General features: G+C 61.4%; 17 protein-coding genes, 1 tRNA gene and 1 pseudogene. 2 read left to right on the top strand and 17 right to left on the bottom strand.

Annotated elements, in window-relative coordinates; all coding sequences use genetic code 11:
- Positions 1-89, bottom strand: a pseudogene (locus FV139_RS21280) (electron transfer flavoprotein subunit beta/FixA family protein); the annotation flags it as partial.
- A 294-nt stretch (positions 90-383) separates the two neighbouring features.
- Here FV139_RS21280 and FV139_RS20380 point away from each other — a divergent pair.
- A complete protein-coding gene (locus FV139_RS20380; protein ID WP_148070344.1) occupies positions 384-2,036 on the top strand; it encodes an electron transfer flavoprotein-ubiquinone oxidoreductase in 1,653 nt (550 codons plus the stop codon).
- A gap of 168 nt (positions 2,037-2,204) precedes the next feature.
- On the opposite strand, the gene FV139_RS20385 is transcribed toward FV139_RS20380, so the two are convergent.
- Positions 2,205-2,768: a DUF1285 domain-containing protein gene (locus FV139_RS20385; protein ID WP_235898748.1), complete on the bottom strand. Its 564-nt coding sequence runs from the start codon at positions 2,766-2,768 to the stop codon at positions 2,205-2,207.
- Positions 2,769-2,834: 66 nt separating this feature from the next.
- On the opposite strand from FV139_RS20385, the gene FV139_RS20390 reads away from it, so the two are divergent.
- Positions 2,835-3,686: a hypothetical protein gene (locus FV139_RS20390; RefSeq protein WP_148070345.1), complete on the top strand. Its 852-nt coding sequence runs from the start codon at positions 2,835-2,837 to the stop codon at positions 3,684-3,686.
- A gap of 12 nt (positions 3,687-3,698) precedes the next feature.
- Here FV139_RS20390 and FV139_RS20395 read toward each other — a convergent pair whose 3' ends face one another.
- From FV139_RS20395 to fabF, 15 genes are all read right to left on the bottom strand, one after another.
- Positions 3,699-4,883: a phosphoglycerate dehydrogenase gene (locus tag FV139_RS20395; protein WP_148070346.1), complete on the bottom strand. Its 1,185-nt coding sequence runs from the start codon at positions 4,881-4,883 to the stop codon at positions 3,699-3,701.
- Between the two features lie 53 nt (positions 4,884-4,936).
- Positions 4,937-6,817, bottom strand: coding sequence for a SurA N-terminal domain-containing protein (locus FV139_RS20400; RefSeq protein WP_148070347.1), 1,881 nt, complete (start codon positions 6,815-6,817; stop codon positions 4,937-4,939).
- Positions 6,818-6,993: 176 nt separating this feature from the next.
- A complete protein-coding gene (locus FV139_RS20405) occupies positions 6,994-7,269 on the bottom strand; it encodes an HU family DNA-binding protein (protein WP_116364149.1) in 276 nt (91 codons plus the stop codon).
- Positions 7,270-7,491: 222 nt separating this feature from the next.
- Positions 7,492-9,906 (bottom strand): endopeptidase La, encoded by a 2,415-nt coding sequence (gene lon / locus FV139_RS20410; RefSeq protein ID WP_148070348.1) that lies wholly within the window; start codon positions 9,904-9,906, stop codon positions 7,492-7,494.
- A gap of 115 nt (positions 9,907-10,021) precedes the next feature.
- Positions 10,022-11,320: an ATP-dependent Clp protease ATP-binding subunit ClpX gene (gene clpX / locus FV139_RS20415; protein WP_148070349.1), complete on the bottom strand. Its 1,299-nt coding sequence runs from the start codon at positions 11,318-11,320 to the stop codon at positions 10,022-10,024.
- Positions 11,321-11,430: 110 nt separating this feature from the next.
- The gene (gene clpP / locus FV139_RS20420) at positions 11,431-12,072 is read right to left on the bottom strand and encodes an ATP-dependent Clp endopeptidase proteolytic subunit ClpP (protein ID WP_148070350.1); all 642 of its coding nucleotides are present in this window, start codon (positions 12,070-12,072) and stop codon (positions 11,431-11,433) included.
- 70 nt (positions 12,073-12,142) lie between these two features.
- The gene (tig, locus tag FV139_RS20425) at positions 12,143-13,465 is read right to left on the bottom strand and encodes a trigger factor (RefSeq protein WP_148070351.1); all 1,323 of its coding nucleotides are present in this window, start codon (positions 13,463-13,465) and stop codon (positions 12,143-12,145) included.
- A gap of 89 nt (positions 13,466-13,554) precedes the next feature.
- Positions 13,555-13,639, bottom strand: a tRNA-Leu gene (locus tag FV139_RS20430).
- Between the two features lie 242 nt (positions 13,640-13,881).
- Positions 13,882-14,988, bottom strand: a complete 1,107-nt coding sequence (locus FV139_RS20435; protein ID WP_148070352.1) for a beta-N-acetylglucosaminidase domain-containing protein — start codon at positions 14,986-14,988, stop codon at positions 13,882-13,884.
- Between the two features lie 339 nt (positions 14,989-15,327).
- Positions 15,328-15,681 carry a PilZ domain-containing protein gene (locus FV139_RS20440; RefSeq protein WP_148070353.1) on the bottom strand — a complete coding sequence of 118 codons (354 nt, stop codon included), beginning with the start codon at positions 15,679-15,681 and terminating at the stop codon, positions 15,328-15,330.
- 30 nt (positions 15,682-15,711) lie between these two features.
- Positions 15,712-16,698 carry a DNA polymerase III subunit delta' gene (gene holB, locus FV139_RS20445; RefSeq protein WP_148070354.1) on the bottom strand — a complete coding sequence of 329 codons (987 nt, stop codon included), beginning with the start codon at positions 16,696-16,698 and terminating at the stop codon, positions 15,712-15,714.
- On the bottom strand, positions 16,698-17,351 hold the full coding sequence (gene tmk, locus FV139_RS20450) for a dTMP kinase (protein WP_235898749.1): 654 nt from the start codon (positions 17,349-17,351) through the stop codon (positions 16,698-16,700). The genes holB and tmk overlap by 1 nt, the downstream gene beginning before the upstream one ends.
- Positions 17,351-18,379, bottom strand: coding sequence for an endolytic transglycosylase MltG (gene mltG / locus FV139_RS20455; protein ID WP_148070355.1), 1,029 nt, complete (start codon positions 18,377-18,379; stop codon positions 17,351-17,353). The genes tmk and mltG overlap by 1 nt, the downstream gene beginning before the upstream one ends.
- Positions 18,376-19,218, bottom strand: coding sequence for an aminodeoxychorismate lyase (pabC, locus tag FV139_RS20460; protein WP_148070356.1), 843 nt, complete (start codon positions 19,216-19,218; stop codon positions 18,376-18,378). Before pabC ends, mltG begins: the two co-directional genes overlap by 4 nt.
- A 10-nt stretch (positions 19,219-19,228) precedes the next feature.
- Positions 19,229-20,470, bottom strand: coding sequence for a beta-ketoacyl-ACP synthase II (fabF, locus tag FV139_RS20465; protein WP_148070357.1), 1,242 nt, complete (start codon positions 20,468-20,470; stop codon positions 19,229-19,231).
- Positions 20,471-20,504 lie beyond the last annotated feature (34 nt).

A 20,504-nucleotide genomic window follows, 5' to 3' on the forward strand; every position in this document is an offset into this window, starting at 1 on the left:
TTGTTAAGATCAACATCACTGCCATCGGCTTTGGCGCGAACCTTGACGTTGTAGTCAACAACGCGCTTTACAGCAACAAGAACCTTCATGGATTCTCCAACAGAGTAAGACGTATTTATGTGGATTTAAGGGCATTGTAAGACAGCTGGAAAGCGGCCGGAGTCAGGGCCCCCGCGTTTCAACGGCCGAACATGTTGCCGCCAAAGCCAGAGCAGGTCAATACCCGTAGACGACACCAAAGTTAACGCAAACGGTCAATTTAGCTATACGTACCATTCACCGGCTTTATGGCCATTAATCGTTAGAAATTATATACTTGCGCACCTTTTACCTGTCGGCCCCTTGCGCGCCGACTGCCAAAAAACGACAAAGAGGACCGGGTTGTGGATAGAGAGAGCATGGAATTCGACGTGGTAGTGGTAGGGGCAGGCCCCGCCGGGCTTTCCGCTGCCTGCCGCATCATGCAACTGGCTCAGGAGAAAGAGCAGGAAATCACCGTTTGCGTGGTGGAAAAAGGGTCCGAGGTCGGTGCCCACATCCTGTCCGGTGCCGTGCTGGAACCCCGCGCGATGAACGAGCTGTTCCCCAACTGGCAGGAAATGGGCGCACCCCTGACCACTGCGGTCAGCGAAGATCGTTTCTTCTTCTATACCAGCGGGAAGAGCGCCATCAAGCTGCCCAACTTCTTTATCCCCAAGCCCACCCACAACGATGGTAACTACATCGTCTCCATGGGTAATGTGTGCCGCTGGCTGGCAGAACAGGCCGAGGGCCTGGGTGTGGAAGTCTACCCCGGCTTTGCCGCGGCGGAAGTGCTCTACCACGAAGACGGCAGCGTCAAGGGTATCGCCACCGGCGATATGGGCATCAGCGCCAGTGGCGAGCACAAGGACAGCTACATGCCCGGCATGGAGCTGCACGCCAAGTACACCCTGTTCGCGGAAGGTTGCCGCGGCCACCTGGGCAAGCAGCTGATCGAGAAATTCGGCCTCAGCGAAGGCAAGGACCCCCAGCACTACGGCATTGGCCTGAAGGAAATCTGGGAAATTCCCGCCGATAAACACCAGCCCGGCCTGGTAGTACACGGCCTCGGCTGGCCCCTGAGCGACACCGGCTCCAGCGGCGGCGCCTTCCTCTATCACGCCGACAACAACCAGGTGTACCTGGGCCTGATTGCGGACCTGAACTACTCCAACCCGCACATGAGCCCCTTCCAGGAGTTCCAGCGCTGGAAGCACCACCCCGAGACCGTCAAATTCCTCGAGGGCGGCACCCGCCTCACCTACGGCGCCCGCGCCCTGGCCAAGGGCGGCCTGAACTCCCTGCCCAAGATGCACTTCCCCGGCGGCCTGCTGATCGGCTGTGACGCCGGCACCCTGAACAGTGTGAAAATCAAGGGTAACCACACCGCGATGAAGAGCGGCATGCTCGCTGCCGAAGCTGTGGTGGAAGCGATTGCCCAGGGTGAAAGCGCGGCGAAGGACCTGTCGAGCTACGCCGACAAGATCGAGGGCTCCTGGCTGCACGAGGAGCTCCACAGCTCGCGCAATTTCTCGGGCTTCATGCACAAACTCGGTACCCTGATGGGCTCCGCCATGGTGTGGATCGACCAGAATATCTTCGGTGGCAAGCTCCCCTTCACCCTACATGACACGGTGCCGGACTACGCCACGCTGAAGCCTGCCGCGCAGAGCAAGAAGCCGGAGTATCCGAAGCCGGACAACACGATCAGCTTCGATCGCCTGTCCTCGGTGTTCCTGTCGAACACCAATCACGAGGAAGACCAGCCTTGCCACCTGACGCTGAAGGACGCAGACGTTCCGCTGACCCAGAATCTGCCGATGTATGACGAACCGGCCCAGCGTTACTGCCCGGCGGGCGTGTACGAGATTGTGGAAGACGAGAAAGGCCAGCGTTTCCAGATCAACGGCCAGAACTGTGTGCACTGTAAGACCTGCGATATCAAGGACCCGGCGCAGAATATTACCTGGGTTACGCCGGAAGGCTTCGGGGGACCGAACTACCCGAATATGTAAGGTCTGCCTGGGGCTCTGTGCCCCACCCTGCTCCACCCAAGCCTGCTTTTGCAGGCTTTTTTGTATCTGGGTGGTATTTTGAGTCAGCTTCGTTTTGCAGACCGGTGGCGGGTTACGGTTGGGGTAGCCCTTCCGCGAGCCGCCACCAAGAACACTACGAAGCGGGAACTACTCTACCGTTAGGCCCATAAAGGCTTTACCCACCAAACTCCAACTCGCATCTCCACTTCGGAGCAGCAGATCTTTCCCCTCGGCCATATCCACCAACCGATACCACGCCGCCCGACTGCAAAGCGCCGTCAGCCCATGGTCCAGGTACATCCCCGCCACACCATCCCGCTCTTTATCCAGAAACAGCCCATGCTCCCCGTCCAGCACCACCTGTTTTCCCGTATTGAGCGTGGCGACAAGGTTATCGCCCTGGCGGTCGATCTCAGTGATCAACAGCGCGTGCGCCTCCACCTGCAAGCGCCATTTTTCACCGGGCGTCACCAGGTAATACCCACCGTCCTCCTCCCGCCGCAGGATACTGGCAAACAGGCGCACAATCTCGGGGCGTTCGATCGGCGAACCCTCATGCCACCAGTGACCGTCGGCGGTGATCAGGATATCAATGTTACCGCTGAGCGCGGGGTGCCACTTCTCCAGTGGCGGATTATCGAAGTTTCGTTTTTCCGACAGCTGCGCCTGCAGCGCGTCCAGGGGGCTATCGGATGATTCCGAAGCTGGCATACATACTCCTGCTGCGATATAAGGACAGAGTACAGCGAGAGAGTATAGCGAGAAACGAAGGACCGTATGATCAGCTGGTTTCGCAAAGCCGTTATCAAGTGGCTGCAACACAAGCGTCCATTGCCCAGTACACCGCTGAGTGATTTTGAGCGTATCCGTCACGAGCTCAAACCCTGTGATGTGATCCTGGTGGAAGGTCGCTCGCGGGTCAGTGAGGTCATCAAGCTCATTACCCAGAGTAGCTGGTCCCATGCGGCGCTCTACATTGGCCGGCTTCACGACCTGGAAAACCCCTTACTTAAGGACTTCCTTCGTCAGCACTACATCGGGACTGCCGACAAACAGCTATTGATCGAAAGCGAGCTGGGTATGGGGACGGTGGTACGCCCGCTGACCACCTACGAGCTTGAGCACCTGCGCATCTGCCGCCCGCGTAACCTGGGCTATCACGACAGCCAGCAGGTGATCGCCTACGCCATTGGCCGCCTGGGTACCGCCTACGACGTACGCCAGATCTTCGACCTCGCGCGCTTTCTGTTCCCCTGGTGGGTACTGCCCCGGCGCTGGCGCTCCAGCCTGTTCAAGAGCCACCCCGGGCAAAACACCCACACGGTGTGCTCCACCATGATTGCCGAGGCCTTTGGCAGCATTCAGTTCCCGATACTGCCGCTGGTGAAACGGCTGGAGGGGGATCGCTACAAGCTGTTCATGCGCAACCCGAAGCTGTGCACTCCGAGCGACTTCGACTACTCACCCTACTTCGACATCATCAAGTATCCCTTCCTGGACTTTCACACCTACAGCGACCAGCGCCTGCTCCCCTGGAGCGGCGCCGGCGAGCTTAACGAGGATGAACGCCTGATGTATGTGTCAATTGCCGAGCAGGAGCCGGCAGCCCCCACAGCCGAGGACGCCTGACCCAACTGGCGATCAGGAACAGTCGCCGATCAGCCGTACACTGGTGACGCCATCGAGCTGACGCATGTGCTGCAGGAGTTCATCGGGCGGGGTGGTGTCGATATCGATCAGGTTGTAGGCCACTTCGTCGCGGCTCTTGTTGAGCATATCGATCACGTTGATGTTCTGGTCCGCCAGCAGCGCCAGGACGCTGCCGAGGATTTTGGGTACGTTGGTATTGGTCACCGCCAGGCGACAACCGCCGACCCGCTCCAGCTGGAGGGTGGGAAAATTGACAGCATTGCGGATGTTGCCGTTCTCGAGGAAGTCCCGCAGCTGTTCCACCGCCATTACGGCACAGTTGTCTTCCGCTTCATCGGTACTTGCGCCAATGTGCGGCGTGAGGATCACATCCTTGCGACCGATCAGCGCGGGCGTGGGAAAGTCGGCGATGTACTTGCGCAGCTGCTTTTTGTCCAGCGCCTCCACCAGTGCAGCCTCGTCGATAATTTCCTGACGGGCAAAATTGAGCAGGCAGGCATGGCGTGGCATGACGCCGAACAGCTCGGCGTTAATGAGATTGCGGGTGGTGTCCAGCACCGGCAGGTGCAGGGAGATGTAATCGCAGCGGGAAAACAGGGCTGAGAGCGTGTCGGCCTTGCGTACTTCGCTGGGCAGGCGCCAGGCGGCGTCCACCGACAGGGCCGGGTCATAGCCCATAACCTCCATGCCGAGGGTGAGCGCCATCTCTGCGACCAGCGAGCCAATAGCTCCAAGGCCGACCACGCCGAGCCGTTTACCGTAGAGTTCGCTGCCCTTGAATTGCTTCTTCTGCGCTTCCAGGGTCCGGTTCAGCTCGGCCTTGTCATCCATTCCCGCCAGGGTATCGACGTAATCGTTGCCCTCGATGATGCCGCGGGAGCCGAGCAACAGCCCCGCTGCAACCAGCTCCTTTACCGCGTTGGCATTGGCCCCCGGGGTGTTGAACACGGGAATGCCCCGACGGGTACATTCATCGACCGGTATGTTGTTGACCCCGGCACCGGCGCGGGCAATGCCCAGTACCGTATCGGGGATATCAGTGGCCTGCAGTTTGTGGCTGCGCAGCAGGATCGCATCGGGGTGTGCGAACTCGCTGGCAATTTCATAGGTATCGCGGGGGAACCGCTCCAGGCCAAGTACCGATATCTGGTTGAGGGTAAGGATTCGCTTGGCCATCTGGAGAGTTCCCTGTCTGCTGTTTGTTATGGTTTGCTTTTAGCGTTGCTCTGTCAGTACACCGTAATATCGGCCCGCTGACGCAGTGAGCGCTGGTATTCGTTCTGCACCAGGGTCCCGCGCTCGCCGCCAATCAGCTGGCTGATCTGGGACTTGCGCCCGGGCGGCAGCGATGCGTACTGGCCCGGCGCCACACGGGATACGTCGAACACGATTGCATCGCCGCCAGCCGTCATGGTGTAGTCGGAAACACTTGCCCCGGATTCGGGCGCGCGCAGGCTGAAGGCAGCCTCGGTGAGAGCCGGGTCGAGCATGGCTGAATCGCGTTGGGCACCAATCTCTACCTGCCACTCGTAGCCCAGCTGTCCGGCAACCTCTTCAACAGTGGCGCCAGCGCGCAGCTGGGCAACGGCCTGCTCGGCGGTGACCGCCACGGATTCCCGTGCGTGTTGTTCACGCAGCGCCACCACGATCTGGTCGCGTACCGCGTCCAGGGGCTGCAGCTCAGGTGCCTGATGGGTATTCAGGTGTACCGCCACAAAATGGTCGGGAGCCAGCTCGATGACTTCACTGTTGTGCCCCAGTTCCAGCACGTCCTCCGAAAAGACCGCCGCGAGCAGAGACGGGTTGGCAAACAGGCCCTCCACCTGGCTGCGGGTCACCGGATCACTGGTGGCAATTTCCAGGCCGAGCTCGCCGGCGGGAGCTTTCAGGTTGGGGGCGTTGAAAGCGAGGTCACGCAGCTCCTCAACCTTGCTGAGCAGGGTGGCCTGCGCCTCGCGTTCCTGGACTCGCTGTTCCAGTTCCGGACGCATTTCTGCGAAGGTGGGTGCCTCGCCGTCCCGGCGCTCCGTGACCAGGATAAAGTGGGTGCCGGCATCGGTTTCCACCGCTGCCGATACCGCGTCGACAGCCAGTTCGGCGATCGCCGTTTCCATGGCTTCGGGGAAAGCATCACCAGCACTGTAGCCGAGGTCACCACCACTACTGGCGGAACCAATGTCGTCGGAGTAGGTTTCCGCAAGGCTGGCAAAGTCCTGCCCTTCCGCCAGCGCCGCTTCCACCTCGGTAATACGCTGGGCGTAGGCCTCGTCGCTCTCGTCATCACCCTGGGTCAGGAGAATATGGGAGACACGATTCTCGGTCTGGTACTGGTAGCTGTTCTTCTCCTGGTCGTACATCGCCAGCAGTTCTTCTTCGTCAACCTCGGCGGCAAAGTCCTCGGCGCGAAGCTCCACGTAGTCCAGGGTCACGCTCTCCGGGCTGTAGAAGTTGGCTTCGTTGGCCTGGTAGAACTCGGCTACCTCGGCGTCGGAGATGTCCACGCTCTCCTCGACAGTGGTCAGGGGAATGGTCAGATAGCGCACGTCGCGCTGTTCCGCAAAGATACGGGCGGCGAGGTCGCGTTCCGCGGGAGTGGCAAACTCACTGCCGGCCAGGCCGCTACGCAACTGGTTGACCACCACATCCTGTTTCAGTGCCTGTTTGAACGAGCCGGGCGTATAGCCTGCCTGGGCGAGCGTACTCTTGTACAGGTCGGGAGAGAACTGGCCGTTCATCTCGAACTGTTCCATACCGCTGATGATGCGACCGATTTCCGCCTCGGAAACAGAGAGGTTCAGCTCACCGGCGGACTGGGTCAGCAGGCGCCGGCCGATGATACTCTGCAGGGCCTGGCTGCTGAGGCGCTGTTCGTCGAGCATGGCCGGGTCGATGTTTTCCCCGAACATGGCCATCAACTGGCGCTGCTGGGTGTTCACCATCTGCTGAACTTCGAGCGGGCTGATTTCTTCGCCGTTCACTTCGGCGACACCCGTGCTGCCGCCACCGAGCAATATCGACTCGATGCCAAACAGCGCAAATGAAACAACAATAACCCACACTACGACCTTGGCCGCAGTGCCCTGTACGTTCTGGCGAATATCTTGGAGCATGGAATAGTAGTCCGTTGGAATGCAACGTTTGAAACTGCCGGGGCAGTATCGGCCGGATGGCGTGTCGCTCGCCCGGGTCCGGGTTTATATACAAAAAAGCGCACGGTTAAGTGCGCTTTTTCTTTTCTTTCCCCGAGTCGGGGGTTCCTCTCAGCCTGAGCCGGGGAACACCCTTATCAGGCGTTTACCGCGTCTTTCAGTGCCTTGCCAGCCTTGAAGCCGGGAACGTTGGAAGCGGCGATCTGGATGGTTGCACCGGTCTGCGGGTTGCGGCCTTCACGGGCTGCGCGCGGCTTGACGGCAAAGGTGCCAAAGCCAACCAGGGAAACCTGCTCACCCTTGGCCAGTGCTTCGGTGATGCTGTCTACCACGGCGTCCAGGGCACGACCAGCAGAAGCTTTGGGCAGGTCGGCGGCGGCGGCGATGGCGTCAATGAGTTCGGTCTTGTTCACACTTTTCCCCTTGGAATTTATAAGTGGAGTTTTTGAATGAGCCCGCGACCCACCGCGGGCATATCGATCATTTGTTTCGGCTGTATCGGCTGATCATCTTGATAACAGAACAGCGGCTGAAAACCCTGTTTATATGAGGCTTGGAGCCACCATGGATGGCTACCGGTTCAGACGGCTGACTTTATACCAGAGCTTGGAATTGGGTCAACCGGGAGCCCCGTATTAATGCGTATTTATGCGGTTTTGTTCGCTCTGTTCGTCATCCTTGCCGGTTGAAATACTGCCGGCCAGGTACTCTTCGTCGCTGAGCGGTTCAGGCATGGACTCCAGGGCGATGGTCAGCACTTCGTCGATCCATTTCACCGCGCGAATTTCCAGGTGCGCCTTGATGTTGTCAGGCACCTCCTTCAGGTCGCGTTCATTCTCTTTGGGAATGATCACCGTCTTGATACCACCGCGACGTGCGGCCAGCAGTTTTTCCTTCAGGCCACCGATCGGCAGTACTTCACCGCGCAGGGTAATCTCGCCGGTCATGGCGACATCCGCCCGTACCGGGATGCCGGTACACACCGACACCAGTGCGGTACACATGGCGATACCGGCGCTGGGGCCATCCTTGGGCGTGGCGCCTTCGGGTACGTGAATGTGCACATCGTGTTTTTCGTGGTAGCTGGCGTTGATCCCCAGCATCTGCGAGCGGCTGCGCACCACGGTGGTGGCGGCCTGGATAGACTCCTGCATCACGTCACCGAGGGAGCCGGTTTTAACATGGCGTCCCTTACCCGCTACCGATACCGCTTCGATGGTCAGCAATTCGCCGCCCACTGAGGTCCACGCCAGACCGGTGACCTGACCAATCTTGTTCTCTTCCTCGGCAATGCCGTAGTTGTATTTGCGCACGCCGAGCAGGTCGGGCAGCAATTCCTGGGTAACCACGCCGTCACCGCCCTGCTCCTCTTCCAGGGCAATGGCCTTGACGATCTTGCGGCAGAGCTTGGCGATCTCGCGCTCGAGGGCACGCACACCTGCTTCGCGGGTGTAGTAGCGAATAATGTCCAGCAGGGTCGCTTCGGGCACCTCGATCTCACCCTTCTTGAGACCGTTCTGCTTGATCTGCTTCGGCAACAGGTAGCGCTGGGCGATGTTGACCTTCTCATCCTCGGTGTAACCGGGAATGCGGATGACTTCCATCCGGTCCAGCAGCGGCCCGGGAATGTTCATGGTGTTCGAGGTGCACACGAACATGACGTCGGACAGGTCGTAATCGACCTCGAGGTAATGATCGTTGAAGGCGTGATTCTGTTCCGGGTCCAGCACTTCGAGTAGCGCGGAGGCGGGATCGCCGCGATGGTCCATGCCCATCTTGTCGATTTCATCGAGCAGGAACAGGGGGTTGCGCACGCCGGCCTTGGACATTTTCTGCAGCAGTTTGCCGGGCATGGAGCCGATGTAGGTGCGGCGGTGGCCACGGATTTCCGCTTCGTCGCGCACCCCGCCCAGCGCCATGCGCACGAACTTGCGGTTGGTGGCACGGGCCAGGGATTCACCAAGGGAGGTTTTACCCACCCCGGGAGGACCCACCAGGCACAGGACCGGCCCTTTCACCTTACGCACGCGCTTCTGCACGGCAAGGTACTCCAGAATGCGCTCCTTCACCTCTTCCAGGCCGTAGTGGTCGGCGTTGAGAATTTCAGATGCGCGCTTGAGGTCGTGCTTGACCTTGCTGCGCTTGGCCCAGGGTACGCTCACCATCCAGTCGATGTAGCTGCGCACCACGGAGGCTTCCGCCGACATGGGCGACATCATCTTGAGCTTGCCGAGTTCTGCCTCGGCCTTCTCCCTGGCCTCCTCCGGCATTTTGGCCTCGTCGATACGGGCCTGCAGTTCGTCCAGTTCGCTGGGCGCCTCGTCCATCTCGCCCAGTTCTTTCTGGATCGCCTTCATCTGCTCGTTGAGGTAGTACTCGCGCTGGCTCTTTTCCATCTGTTTCTTGACGCGGCCGCGGATGCGTTTCTCGACCTGGAACAGGTCGATCTCTGCTTCCATCAGGCCCATCAGGTGTTCCAGGCGGGTGCGGATGTTCGACATCTCGAGGATCTTCTGCTTTTCCTCGAGGTCCACGCTCATGTGCGCGGCAATGGTATCCGCCAGACGGCCGGGCTCATCGATACCGGTCAGGGAGGTCAGCACCTCCGCCGGCACTTTCTTGCTCAGGTTGACGTATTTCTCGAACTGGCTGACGGTGGAGCGCAGCAGCCCCTCGGCCTCGTCTTCGGGAATCTCGTCACTGACGATCTCGCGCACGCCCGCGACGGCAAAGCGGCTGTCGTCGTCCACACTGTCAATCACAGCCCGGTAGCCGCCCTCGACCAGCACTTTGATGGTGCCGTCGGGCAGTTTCAGCAGTTGCAGGATATTGGAGACGGTGCCGACCTGGTAGATATCGTCGGCCCCTGGATTGTCGTCAGACGCGTCGCGTTGGGCGACCAGCAGCACCTGCTTATCGCTGGCCATGGCGTCTTCGAGTGCCTCGATGGACTTTTCCCGCCCGACAAACAGCGGCAGCACCATGTGGGGGTAAACCACCACATCGCGCAGGGGCAGCAGGGGAAGTTCGATGACAGAAGAGGAACCCATAGTTATCTCCGGGTGGGGGAATCTGAGGCTTACAGCCTTATATGGGGACCAGTGGCCCCGATACAAGGGGCTGCGGGCCGAAGCCCGGGGCCCGGCAGAGCCGGGCCTTAAGGCACTATTCGTCAGTGGAAGCTGCGCGCGGAGCCGGTTCGCTGTTCTGGTACACCAGCAGGGGCTCGGAATCACCGCGGATCACAGACTCGTCAATGACCACTTTGCTGACATCATCCCGGGAGGGGATGTTGTACATGGAATCCAGCAGGATGCCCTCGAGGATGGAGCGCAGGCCCCGGGCGCCGGTCTTGCGCTCCATGGCGCGCTCGGCCACGGCACGCAGGCCGTCCTCGCGGAAGTCCACTTCCACACCTTCCATTTCGAACAGTTTGCTGTACTGCTTGGTGAGGGAGTTCTTGGGCTCGGTGAGAATTTTCACCAGCGCAGGCACATCCAGCTCCTCAAGCGTAGCGATCACCGGCAAACGGCCGACAAACTCCGGAATCAGGCCGTACTGGACCAGGTCCTCGGGCTCCAGATCGGACAGCAATTCGCCGACGTTGCGCTTCTCGTCCTTGCTCTTCACCTCGGCGCCAAAGCCGATACCGCCCTTTTCGGAACGGTTGCGGATAACCTTGTCGAGGCCGGCAAAGGCGCCGCCACAGATAAACAGGATGTTGGACGTGTCGACCTGCAGGAACTCCTGCTGCGGATGCTTACGCCCGCCCTGGGGCGGTACCGAGGCCACGGTGCCCTCGATCAGCTTCAACAGAGCCTGCTGTACCCCCTCGCCCGACACGTCGCGGGTAATCGAAGGGTTGTCCGACTTGCGCGAGATCTTGTCGATCTCGTCGATGTAGACAATGCCCACCTGGGCCTTCTCCACGTCGTAGTCACACTTCTGCAGCAGTTTCTGGATGATGTTTTCCACGTCCTCGCCCACATAACCCGCCTCGGTGAGGGTGGTGGCGTCAGCGATGGTGAAGGGAACGTCCAGCAGGCGCGCCAGGGTCTCCGCGAGCAGGGTTTTGCCGCTACCGGTGGGGCCCACCAGCAGGATATTGCTCTTGCCGAGTTCGACGTCGTCGCCGCGGGTGGAAGACTGGCCGTGGCGCAGGCGCTTGTAGTGGTTGTAGACGGCAACAGACAGGACCTTTTTGGCACGCTGCTGGCCGATAACGTATTCATCCAGGATGGCTTTGATTTCCTGGGGGACTGGCAGGCGATCGTGCTGCGTGTCAGAGCCGCTCTCTTGCACCTCTTCACGAATGATGTCGTTGCAGAGATCGACGCATTCGTCGCAGATGAACACCGACGGTCCGGCAATCAGCTTGCGGACTTCGTGCTGGCTTTTGCCACAGAACGAGCAATACAGCAGCTTGCCGCCATCGTCGCCGGATTTGGTGGTTTCGTCACTCATTCAATCGACCTATGTACTTCAAATCGAGTATACGCGCTGGTAGCGCTTCTAAAGATGGGGGTTTTTCCCGCGCATTGCAAGCCCGGAAAAACCCCCTGCGGGGCAGGGACTTAGGCCGCGGGGCCCTGCCGGCTGACCACCACTTCGTCGATCAGGCCGTATTCCTTGCTTTCGTGGGCGTTCATAAAGCGATCGCGCTCGGTGTCGCGCTCGATCGTGGCAAGGTCCTGCCCGGTGTGCTCTGCCATCAGCTGGTTCAGGCGCTGGCGGATGATCAGGATTTCCTTGGCGTGGATCTCGATGTCTGTCGCCTGGCCCTGGGCGCCACCGCTGGGCTGGTGGATCATGGTGCGGGCATTGGGCAGGCAATAGCGCTTGCCCTTGGCCCCGCCACAGAGCAGGAAGGCACCCATGGAGGCCGCCTGGCCGATGCACATGGTGCTCACATCCGGCTTGATGAACTGCATGGTGTCGTAGATGGAGAGACCGGCCGTGACCGAGCCGCCGGGCGAGTTGATGTAGAGGTGGATATCCTTGTCGGGGTTTTCCGACTCCAGGAACAACAGCTGCGCCACGATCAGGTTGGCCATGTGGTCCTCGACCGGACCGACCGCGAAGATCACCCGCTCTTTGAGCAGGCGGGAATAGATGTCGTAAGAACGCTCGCCCCGAGAGGTCTGCTCGACCACCATGGGGATAAGACCCAGGTTGGAAATGGTGTTCTGGTTGGTGCCGTGTGGCTGGTAAGGCATGTACGCGTCCCCGTCTATGGATTATGGCTGTACTGGGGCAGCCTTGCGGGCTGCCCCGGGGAGCGCGGCGTCAGGCCTGGGACTGTGCCTGTCCGATGGCCTCCTGGTAGCTGCACTCCTTCTCCGTAATTTGGGCACTCTCCAGCAGTTTTTCAACCACTTCGTCCTCAAGTACCTTGGATTCTACTGAAGAAAGTTGCTCAGGGTTGCTGTAATACCAGTTCACCACCTCTTCCGGCTCCTGGTAGGTAGAGGCCATTTCCTCGATGGTGCTGCGCACCTTGTCGGCATCGGCCTTCAGTTCCAGCTTGGTGATGAGCTCTGACAGGATCAGGCCCAGTTTGACCCGGCGCTCGGCATTTTCGCTGAACATGTCGTCCGGCAGCAGGGATTTCAGGTCCAGGTTCTGGCCGGCGGCGCCGCCGAACTGCTGGAACATCTGGTTGCGCAGCACGTCCACTTCCTGGCTGATCAGCGACTTGGGCACTTCCAGGGCGCTGTGCGCCTCGACAACGGCGTCCATCACCTGCTGCTTGACCTTGCCCTCGACGGCGTTTTTCAGCTCGCGGCTCATGTTGTCGGCCACTTCCTTGCGGAACTGCTCTTCGCCGCCCTCTTCCACGCCGTAGAGCTTGAACAGGTCCTCGTTCAGCTCAGCGGGAGTCAGTGCCGTCACGCTGTTCACCTTGACGGCAAACTCGACGGCGGCACCCTTGAGGTCTTCGTTGTGGTAGTCCTCGGGGAAAGTCAGGGACAGGGTTTTTTCCTCGCCCGCTTTCATGCCGACGATACCGTCTTCAAAACCCGGGATCATGCGGCCAGAACCCAGCTCCAGCTCGGAACCTTCGGCGCTGCCACCGTCAAAAGCTTCGCCGTCTTTGGTGCCAGCGTAGTCGAGGTTGACCTTGTCACCTTCTTCGGCGCCACGCTCGACTTCGTCCCAGCTGCCCTGCTGCTTGCGGAACACTTCGATGATGTTGGTCACATCTTCATCGGTCACGGAGGCCACCGGCTTCTCGATGGCGAAGTCTTTCATGTCCACCAGCTCGACTTCCGGGAACACCTCGAAAGTGGCGATGTACTCCAGGTCGCGACCTGCCTCGAGGTTCTTCGGCTCGATGCTGGGCTGACCGGCGGGACGCAGGTTTTCCTGCACCACGGCTTCCTGGAAGGACTTGCTCATCACCTCGCCCAGCACTTCCTGGCGCACACCGGCACCAAAGCGCTGGCGCATAACCTTCATCGGCACCTTGCCGGGGCGGAAGCCCGGCAGGCGAACATTGCCGGCCGCCTTCTGCAGCCGTGAATCCACTTCGCTGTCGACACGCTCGGCGGGTACCCCGACGGTTAAACGACGCTCCAGCTTTGAAGTCGTTTCAATCGATACCTGCATGGTAGTTCCTCACAATCCTGAAATCGTTGGGCGCCTGGCGCCACTGTAATGAGCCGGCGGTGAGCGGAAGTCACCGGCCGGAGAATAACTGGTGCGGAAGGGGGGACTTGAACCCCCACACATTGCTGCACCAGAACCTAAATCTGGCGTGTCTACCAATTCCACCACTTCCGCGTATCGCAACGCCCTCCCGGAGGCCGCCAACAACCTCAACGCGCTTTAAGTTAAGCACGCTATGCTATTGATTTATAACAAATAATAGGCCGGCAACACTGCAACTGGGGGCAGTTACAAGGGCGCAGATTCTGCCACAAAGACAATACCGGTTCAACTGCCCGCTGCAGGCACCACCCGCGGCGAGGCCGGCCCGGCTGCGAAACCGGGCGGCCCGGGAGGCGGCTCAGGCGCCGCGGGGGTCAATCGGTGAGGCAGGCGGGGTCAAAGGCATATTCATCGCGCAGCCAGGCCACCACCTCCGCAGCGGCTGCCCCGGGCAGTGCGGCGTACTCCGCCGCCAGCTCTTCCCTCTCCTGCGCAGCGAGCCCGTCGAGACCCGGGTCGCGGAAACGTCCCGCGTCAGCCTGCAGTTTTTCCCAGACTTCCCGGCCGAGCTTGTCAGCCATCCAGTCGGCGGGTAACGCCGGGGCGCCGTGCAGGGCGCCCAGCCCGGCCAGCGCCGGGAGCGACAGCCAGGGCTGGTTCATGGGGTTGCAGAAATGCCCCCGCAGGGCCTGCCCCAGGCCGGCCTCACGCCCCGGCAGCGGCTCCAGGTATAAATGACGGCTGCGCAGGGCACCGTCGTTGACCGGGTAGTTGTCCCACAGGGTCAGCGGGCGCCGGAAAGCTTCCTGCAGGTCTTCGACCTCGGCCCGGGCGATGGTGTCGGCACAGACTCGCTCCCCGGTCCAGAAGATGTCGATCTCCGGCGCCAGGAACTCACCCAGCCGCTCCCAGTAGTTCGCGGGCATGGGGCCAAAGTGTTTTTGCAGTACCGGGTCACTGGAGTAGTACGTCGGGCACATGAGCAAACGGACGCCCGGTAAGCAGCGCTGCACATCCGCGAGAATTTCAGCCTGCCGCTCAGCGAGATCGGGTACGTCCCCGGGCATGTCATCGAACAGCACCGCCAATAGCGGCGCGTCCAGCTCCGCGATCCGCGCCAGCTTCTCCTTTAATTGCCGGCGCTCGGCGGCCCCGTATCGCTGATACAGGGCAAAGGGCGACAACCCGACGCCGAACTCGACACCGGCCGTCGCAAACTGCGCGGCCAGGTCCTGCAGCTCCGCCCATTGCCGGGCCGGCCAGTGCTGCTGCCACTGCCGGCGCAGGAATGGGTCGGCCTTGGGGCAATAAAGGTAGGCATTGAGCCCCATGGCCGGCATGAGGCGAGCATAGGCGAGGCGGTCGGCCTGGCTCCAGGTCCGGCCGTAATAGCCCTCGACAATGCCCGTCAGGAAGGCGGTTGCGGGCCAGCGGGGAGCGGTCCCGGAGGGTGCGGGAGGGTCGGTCTCGGTGCCAGTCATTCCTGTAGCTTATATCCAAATATAATTTAGCGTTATTTCAATATTTCAAAATAAGCTAAAAATGCCGTATTCGGGTTGTGGAAAATTGCCATATTTGAGCGATACTAAGAGTGTGACCGCCTATCCCCTAGTTCAAACGGGTGGTCACGGGGAGCACACCCAATGCTCCTTCAGGGAAGCAATTCCTTTATGTTTCACTCCTAATGGTCTTATTGGGTCCCAAATGGGACCCATTTTTTTTGCCACTAGAAAAGTAAAAACAATGAGTTAGAACGACTTTCTCAAATCTTTCCAGAAAAATGTGTTCAGGTCTCACAAAAGTGGGCATCACCCTGTGGCTCACATCGTATGGGTCGGCCGGTCGGAATTGAGTGACCCCGCCAGGTGGTTTTCGATCTTGGCGTTGGCTGCAGTGTCCTGCTCGGAGAACTGCACCCCGATACCCGCTGTGCGGTTGCCCTGGGCGCCCCGCGGTGTCACCCAGACCACCTTGCCGGCGATGGGGATTTTCTCCGGCTCGTCCATCAGGGTGAGCAGCATGAACACCTCGTCGCCCACCTGGTAGGCCTTGTTGGTGGGCACGAACAGGCCACCGTGGGTCAGAAAGGGCATGTAGGCCGAGTACAGTACCGCACGGTCCTTGATGGTCAGTGAAAGAATGCCATTGCGACTGTTGTGTGCCTGATCGTTCATGATCCCCGCCTTTGGGTGCCCCTGGTGCGCTTATGCCAGCATCTTAGCACCGGCTGCCGGTGCGCCCAACTGCCGAGAGAGCTGTTCGAGCACTGATTCCTTCAACAACTGGGGATTGGGGTTCGATCCGCCGGCCATCGCCCGCTGGGTGCCGCGCAAATCATCGAGCAAAACGAAAGCACCAGGTCCGCTGGCGGCAAGTTGTGAGCCGTCGAGGTCCCGCAGGTGCTGCTCGATAAAGTCTGTCACCAGTACCAGGAACTCACCTGCGTCCAGGTCGGACAATGCCGCCGCCGTTTCCACGGCCCTGGCTTCACCGCGGATCACCGCGCCGAGGGCGGCTCGCTGGGCCAGCAGGGTGTCGGCGGAAGACTCCCGGTACATCTGTTCCGCCAGCAGGGGCCTGCCGTTCGCCAGGTCCAGCAGGCTCTGGCTGGTAGCGCGTTCGCCGGTCAGGTTGTCCAGCCAGCCGAGGCTCGCCCCGGTGTCGGGAGGCGCCAGCTTCAATAACTGGCAGCGCGAGCGGATGGTGGCCGGCACACCGTGCAGACGCGAACAAACCAGCAGGATATGGGTGTTATCCGCGGGCTCCTCAAGGGATTTGAGCAGGGCATTGGCGGCATTGGTATTCATGGCGTCGGCCGGTGCGATCACCAGCACCTTGCGCTCGCCAAACCCCGCCGTCCAGTGGGCAAAATTGACCGCCTCGCGCACCTGGTCGATCTTGATCACCCGGCTCTTTTCCTGCGGTTGCAGCCACAGGAAATCGCCGTGTGCACCGCTGCGACTCAATTCGCAGGCCTGGCACTCGCCACAGTTGTGGCCAGCACTGGGGCGGTGGCATAGCAGCAGCCGCGCCAGGGCCAGCGCCAGGCGCTCCTTGCCGATGGCCGGCATGCCCGCCAGCAACAGGGCATGGGGAAAACGCCCTTCCGACACCTGTTGCTCGAGACGCTGCCAGTCTTCCGCCTGCCAGGGCAGCGGCACACTGACGGCGGGCAGGCCCTCGAGTTGCATCAGTGACGCACTCCCCAGCAATCGAACAGTTCGCCGCAGACACTGTGGAGTTGTTCGCGCACCGCTTCCAGGGGCTGGGCGGCGTCGATCACCCGAAAACGACCGCTGCTTTCCCGGGCCAGACGCAGGTAGGTTTGTCGCACCCGCTCGAAGAACGCGATCTCCTCCTCCTCGAAGCGATCCAGGCTGCCGCGCTCCCGGGCGCGCTCCATACCCACCTCGACGGGCGCGTCGAACAGCAGGGTGAAATCCGGGCGCAGTTCCCCCTGCACCAGTACCTCGAGGCGCCTGACGAGATCGGCGGAAAGCCCCCTGCCCCCCGCCTGGTAGGCATAGGTGGCGTCGGTAAAGCGGTCGCACAGTACCCACTGGCCGGCGGCAAGCGCGGGCTCGATGACTTTCGCTAAATGCTGGGCCCGTGCGGCAAATACCAACAGCAACTCGGCCAAGGGGTCGACGCCCTCCTCCCGCCGGGCCACCAGCAATTCGCGGATTTGCTCCGCGAGACCGGTACCGCCGGGCTCCCGGGTCAGCAGGAGGTCCACGCCGCGGCTGCGCAGGTAGTCCTGGAGATAATCGATATTGGTGGACTTGCCGACGCCCTCACCACCTTCAACGGTAATGAACAGGCCTCTGGAGGAAGAATCTTGCACTAGGGTTTTCCCGGGTTGGAGCGATAGTCGGCACGCCGACGCAGCTGGTATTTACGCACAGCGCGCTCGTGGGCTTCAAGGGTGACGCTGAATTCATGGCTGCCATCCCCCCGGGCGACAAAAAACAGCGTCTCTCCGGGGGCCGGATTCAGGGCGGCATGAATGGCCGCGCGGCCTGGCAAGGCGATGGGCGTGGGCGGCAACCCGCCGTGACGGTAGGTGTTGTAGGGGTTTGCCTCGTCGCGCAAGTGCGAGCGCCGGAGGTCACCGTCAAAGGCGTCGCCGAGCCCGTAAATGATGGTCGGGTCGGTCTGCAGGCGCATGTTTTTGTGCAAGCGCCGGATGAACACCCCGGCTATTTCCCCCCGCTCTGCGGGCACACCGGTCTCGCGCTCGACAATCGAGGCCAGAATCAGGGCCTCGTAGGGTGATGCCAGGGGCAGATCGGCAGCCCGGACCGCCCACTCCTCGGCCAGCACCGCTTCCATGGCAGCAAAAGCGCGCTGCAGAATGTCCCAGTCGCTGTCGCCCCGGGCAAAGCGGTAGGTCTCCGGCAGGAACAAGCCCTCTGGACCGGGGTAGTCGGCGGTGAGCGCAGCGATGCGCTCGTCGTCGACTGCCGCCAGGCGCTGATCGAGCACCGGGTCGGCCGCCAGAAGCGCCAGCGCCTGGGCCAGGGTGAGGCCTTCCGGCAGGGTCACCTGGTATTGAATCACCTCGCCACGCTCGAGCAGCTGCAACAGGCCCTCGGCGGTAGTGCCGGGCTGCAGGCGGTACTCCCCGTGCTTCAGGCGCGAATCCACCCCGGTATAGCGCCCGTAGGCAATGAGCAGCTGCGGCTCACTGAGTATCCCCTCCTCTGCCAGACGCACGGCGATGCGGCGCAGGGAGTCACCCTGCTCAACCTCGAATACGACACCCCGGGCAGCAATATTGAGCGGCTGCTCCCAGCGCCGCTGGAGTTCCAGCCCCGCCAGCAGCAGTGCGCCGATCAGCAGCAGGGGCAACAGCCAGAGCAGCCGCTTCATGCCGGCCCGACCGCAGTGAGTTCGCGGCAATGCAGGTTGTGCAGCGCGCGGGCCACCGGCGTATCGCCCCAGCTACGTGTGCCGATCTGCGCTACCGCGCGAATACCCTGCAGGCTGTTGCAATAGAACACTTCGTCCACCGCCTCCAGTTCGGCCACGGATAGCCGGGCCTGCGCCACGCTGAGATTCAACGCGGGTGCCCAGCGCTCGATGACCGCCCGCCGGCGGGTTCCTGCCACACCGCAGTCAGCCACGTCCGGAGTCATCAGCTTGCCTTCGACCACTGCAAACAGGTTGCCGGCAATCACCGAGACAGCAGCACCGTCGGCGTCCAGCATCACAGCCTCATCCCAACGCTCGCGCTGGCACTCCGCCGCGGCCAGTACCTGCTCGAGGCGGTTGAGGTGTTTCAGCCCAGCGAGCGCGGGGCGTGAGGGGCAAACCGTGGCCGAAACCCCGAGGCGCGCCGGCACCTGCCAATGGGCCGGTTCCACAGCGAGAGGCGTCAGCTGGGCGACCACCCGGGGAGTAACAGGGAGAGGCGGCGCGTAACCGCGGGGGCCACTTCCACGGGTGACGGTGACCCGCAATGCCGCAGCTCCGGCGGGAGCCGCGGCCGCAGCCTGAGCGATGACAGCGTCCAGCGAAAGCGCAGGAACCGGGAAACCGAGCACTTCGAGCCCCCGCGCCAGGCGTTGCTGGTGAAATTCCGCCAGTACCGCCCTGCCATCCACCAGCAACAGGGTTTCGAACAGGCCGTCGCCAAAGGCGAAGCCACGATCGGGCAATGGCAGGCTGTCCGACAGTACCCCGTCGACCCAGCAGAGATCCGCCGTCACCGCGACCCGGTCAGTCGAGGCGGCGGAAAATCAGGGAGCCGTTGGTACCGCCAAAACCGAAGGAGTTGGACAGCACATTGCGGATCTCCCGCTGCTGGGCCGTGTGCGGCACATAATTGAGGTCGCAGCCCTCGTCGGGGTTGTCGATATTGATGGTCGGCGGTGCGACCTGGTCGCGTATGGCGAGCACCGAGAAAATGGCCTCCACCGCGCCGGCAGCGCCGAGCAGGTGGCCGATCATGGACTTGGTGGAACTCACCGCCACCTGGTTCGCCGCGGAGCCCATGACGGTCTTGACCGCACGGGTTTCGGCGACATCGCCAGCATTGGTGGAGGTGCCATGGGCGTTGATGTAGTCGAGTTCTGCCACCGGCAATTCAGCGTCCTGCACGGCGTTGCGCATGGAGGCAGCGGCACCGCGGCCATCCTCCGGCGGCGAAGTCATGTGGTAGGCGTCGCCACTCATACCAAAGCCGGTGAGTTCAGCGTAGATTTTTGCGCCGCGGGCTTTGGCAGACTCGTACTCTTCCAGCATCATGACCCCGGCACCATCGCCGAGAACGAAGCCGTCGCGATCGCGATCCCAGGGGCGTGAGGCCGCGGTCGGGTCGTCGTTGCGGGTAGACAGTGCACGAGCTGCGGCGAAGCCACCCAGGCCCACCGGGGTGGTGGCCATTTCGGCGCCACCAACCAGCATGGCGTCGGCATCGCCGGAGGCTATCAGGCGCGCGCCAAGGCCGATGTTGTGAGTACCGCTGGTGCAGGCGGTGACGGTCGCCAGGTTGGGCCCCTGCAGGTTGTATTTAACCGACAGGTTGCCGGCGATCATGTTAATGATCGAACCGGGTACAAAAAACGGCGAAATCTTGCGCGGCCCGGAGACGCGGACGATCTCGGTATTCTTTTCGATCTGGCCGATGCCGCCGATACCGGAGCCGATGGAGCAACCCACCCGGCCCGCATTGGCGTCGGTCACCTCGAAGCCGGAATCTTCCATGGCCTGGATGCCGGCGGCCATGCCGTACTGCACAAACACGTCCATTTTACGGGCGTCCTTGGCAGGCATGTAGGGTGAGGGGTCAAAGTTCTTGACGCTGGCACTGAAGGTAGTCGAGTAGGCAGAGACATCGAAAAACTCGATGGGCGCAGCACCACTCTTGCCGGCAAGAATATTTTCCCAGGTCTCGGCGACGGTGAGACCGACCGGGCTGATCATACCGAGACCGGTAACAACGACTCTTCTGCCTTTCACGGCGCTAACTCCTTAACTGCGGGAAATTATTGGG

The sequence above is a fragment of the Parahaliea maris genome (genome assembly GCF_008064665.1).
GTDB classification, from domain to species: Bacteria; Pseudomonadota; Gammaproteobacteria; order Pseudomonadales; family Halieaceae; genus Parahaliea; species Parahaliea maris.

Bases quoted from the DNA above. Each gene is read 5' to 3' on its own strand.
- FV139_RS20400 (WP_148070347.1), bottom strand. From the start codon at position 6,817: ATGCTCCAAGATATTCGCCAGAACGTACAGGGCACTGCGGCCAAGGTC.
- FV139_RS20395 (WP_148070346.1), bottom strand. From the start codon at position 4,883: ATGGCCAAGCGAATCCTTACCCTCAACCAGATATCGGTACTTGGCCTG.
- mltG (WP_148070355.1), bottom strand. From the start codon at position 18,379: ATGAAGCGGCTGCTCTGGCTGTTGCCCCTGCTGCTGATCGGCGCACTG.
- FV139_RS20435 (WP_148070352.1), bottom strand. From the start codon at position 14,988: ATGACTGGCACCGAGACCGACCCTCCCGCACCCTCCGGGACCGCTCCC.
- FV139_RS20440 (WP_148070353.1), bottom strand. From the start codon at position 15,681: ATGAACGATCAGGCACACAACAGTCGCAATGGCATTCTTTCACTGACC.
- FV139_RS20390 (WP_148070345.1), top strand. From the start codon at position 2,835: ATGATCAGCTGGTTTCGCAAAGCCGTTATCAAGTGGCTGCAACACAAG.
- holB (WP_148070354.1), bottom strand. From the start codon at position 16,698: ATGCAACTCGAGGGCCTGCCCGCCGTCAGTGTGCCGCTGCCCTGGCAG.
- lon (WP_148070348.1), bottom strand. From the start codon at position 9,906: ATGGGTTCCTCTTCTGTCATCGAACTTCCCCTGCTGCCCCTGCGCGAT.
- clpX (WP_148070349.1), bottom strand. From the start codon at position 11,320: ATGAGTGACGAAACCACCAAATCCGGCGACGATGGCGGCAAGCTGCTG.
- FV139_RS20385 (WP_235898748.1), bottom strand. From the start codon at position 2,768: ATGCCAGCTTCGGAATCATCCGATAGCCCCCTGGACGCGCTGCAGGCG.
- tig (WP_148070351.1), bottom strand. From the start codon at position 13,465: ATGCAGGTATCGATTGAAACGACTTCAAAGCTGGAGCGTCGTTTAACC.
- clpP (WP_148070350.1), bottom strand. From the start codon at position 12,072: ATGCCTTACCAGCCACACGGCACCAACCAGAACACCATTTCCAACCTG.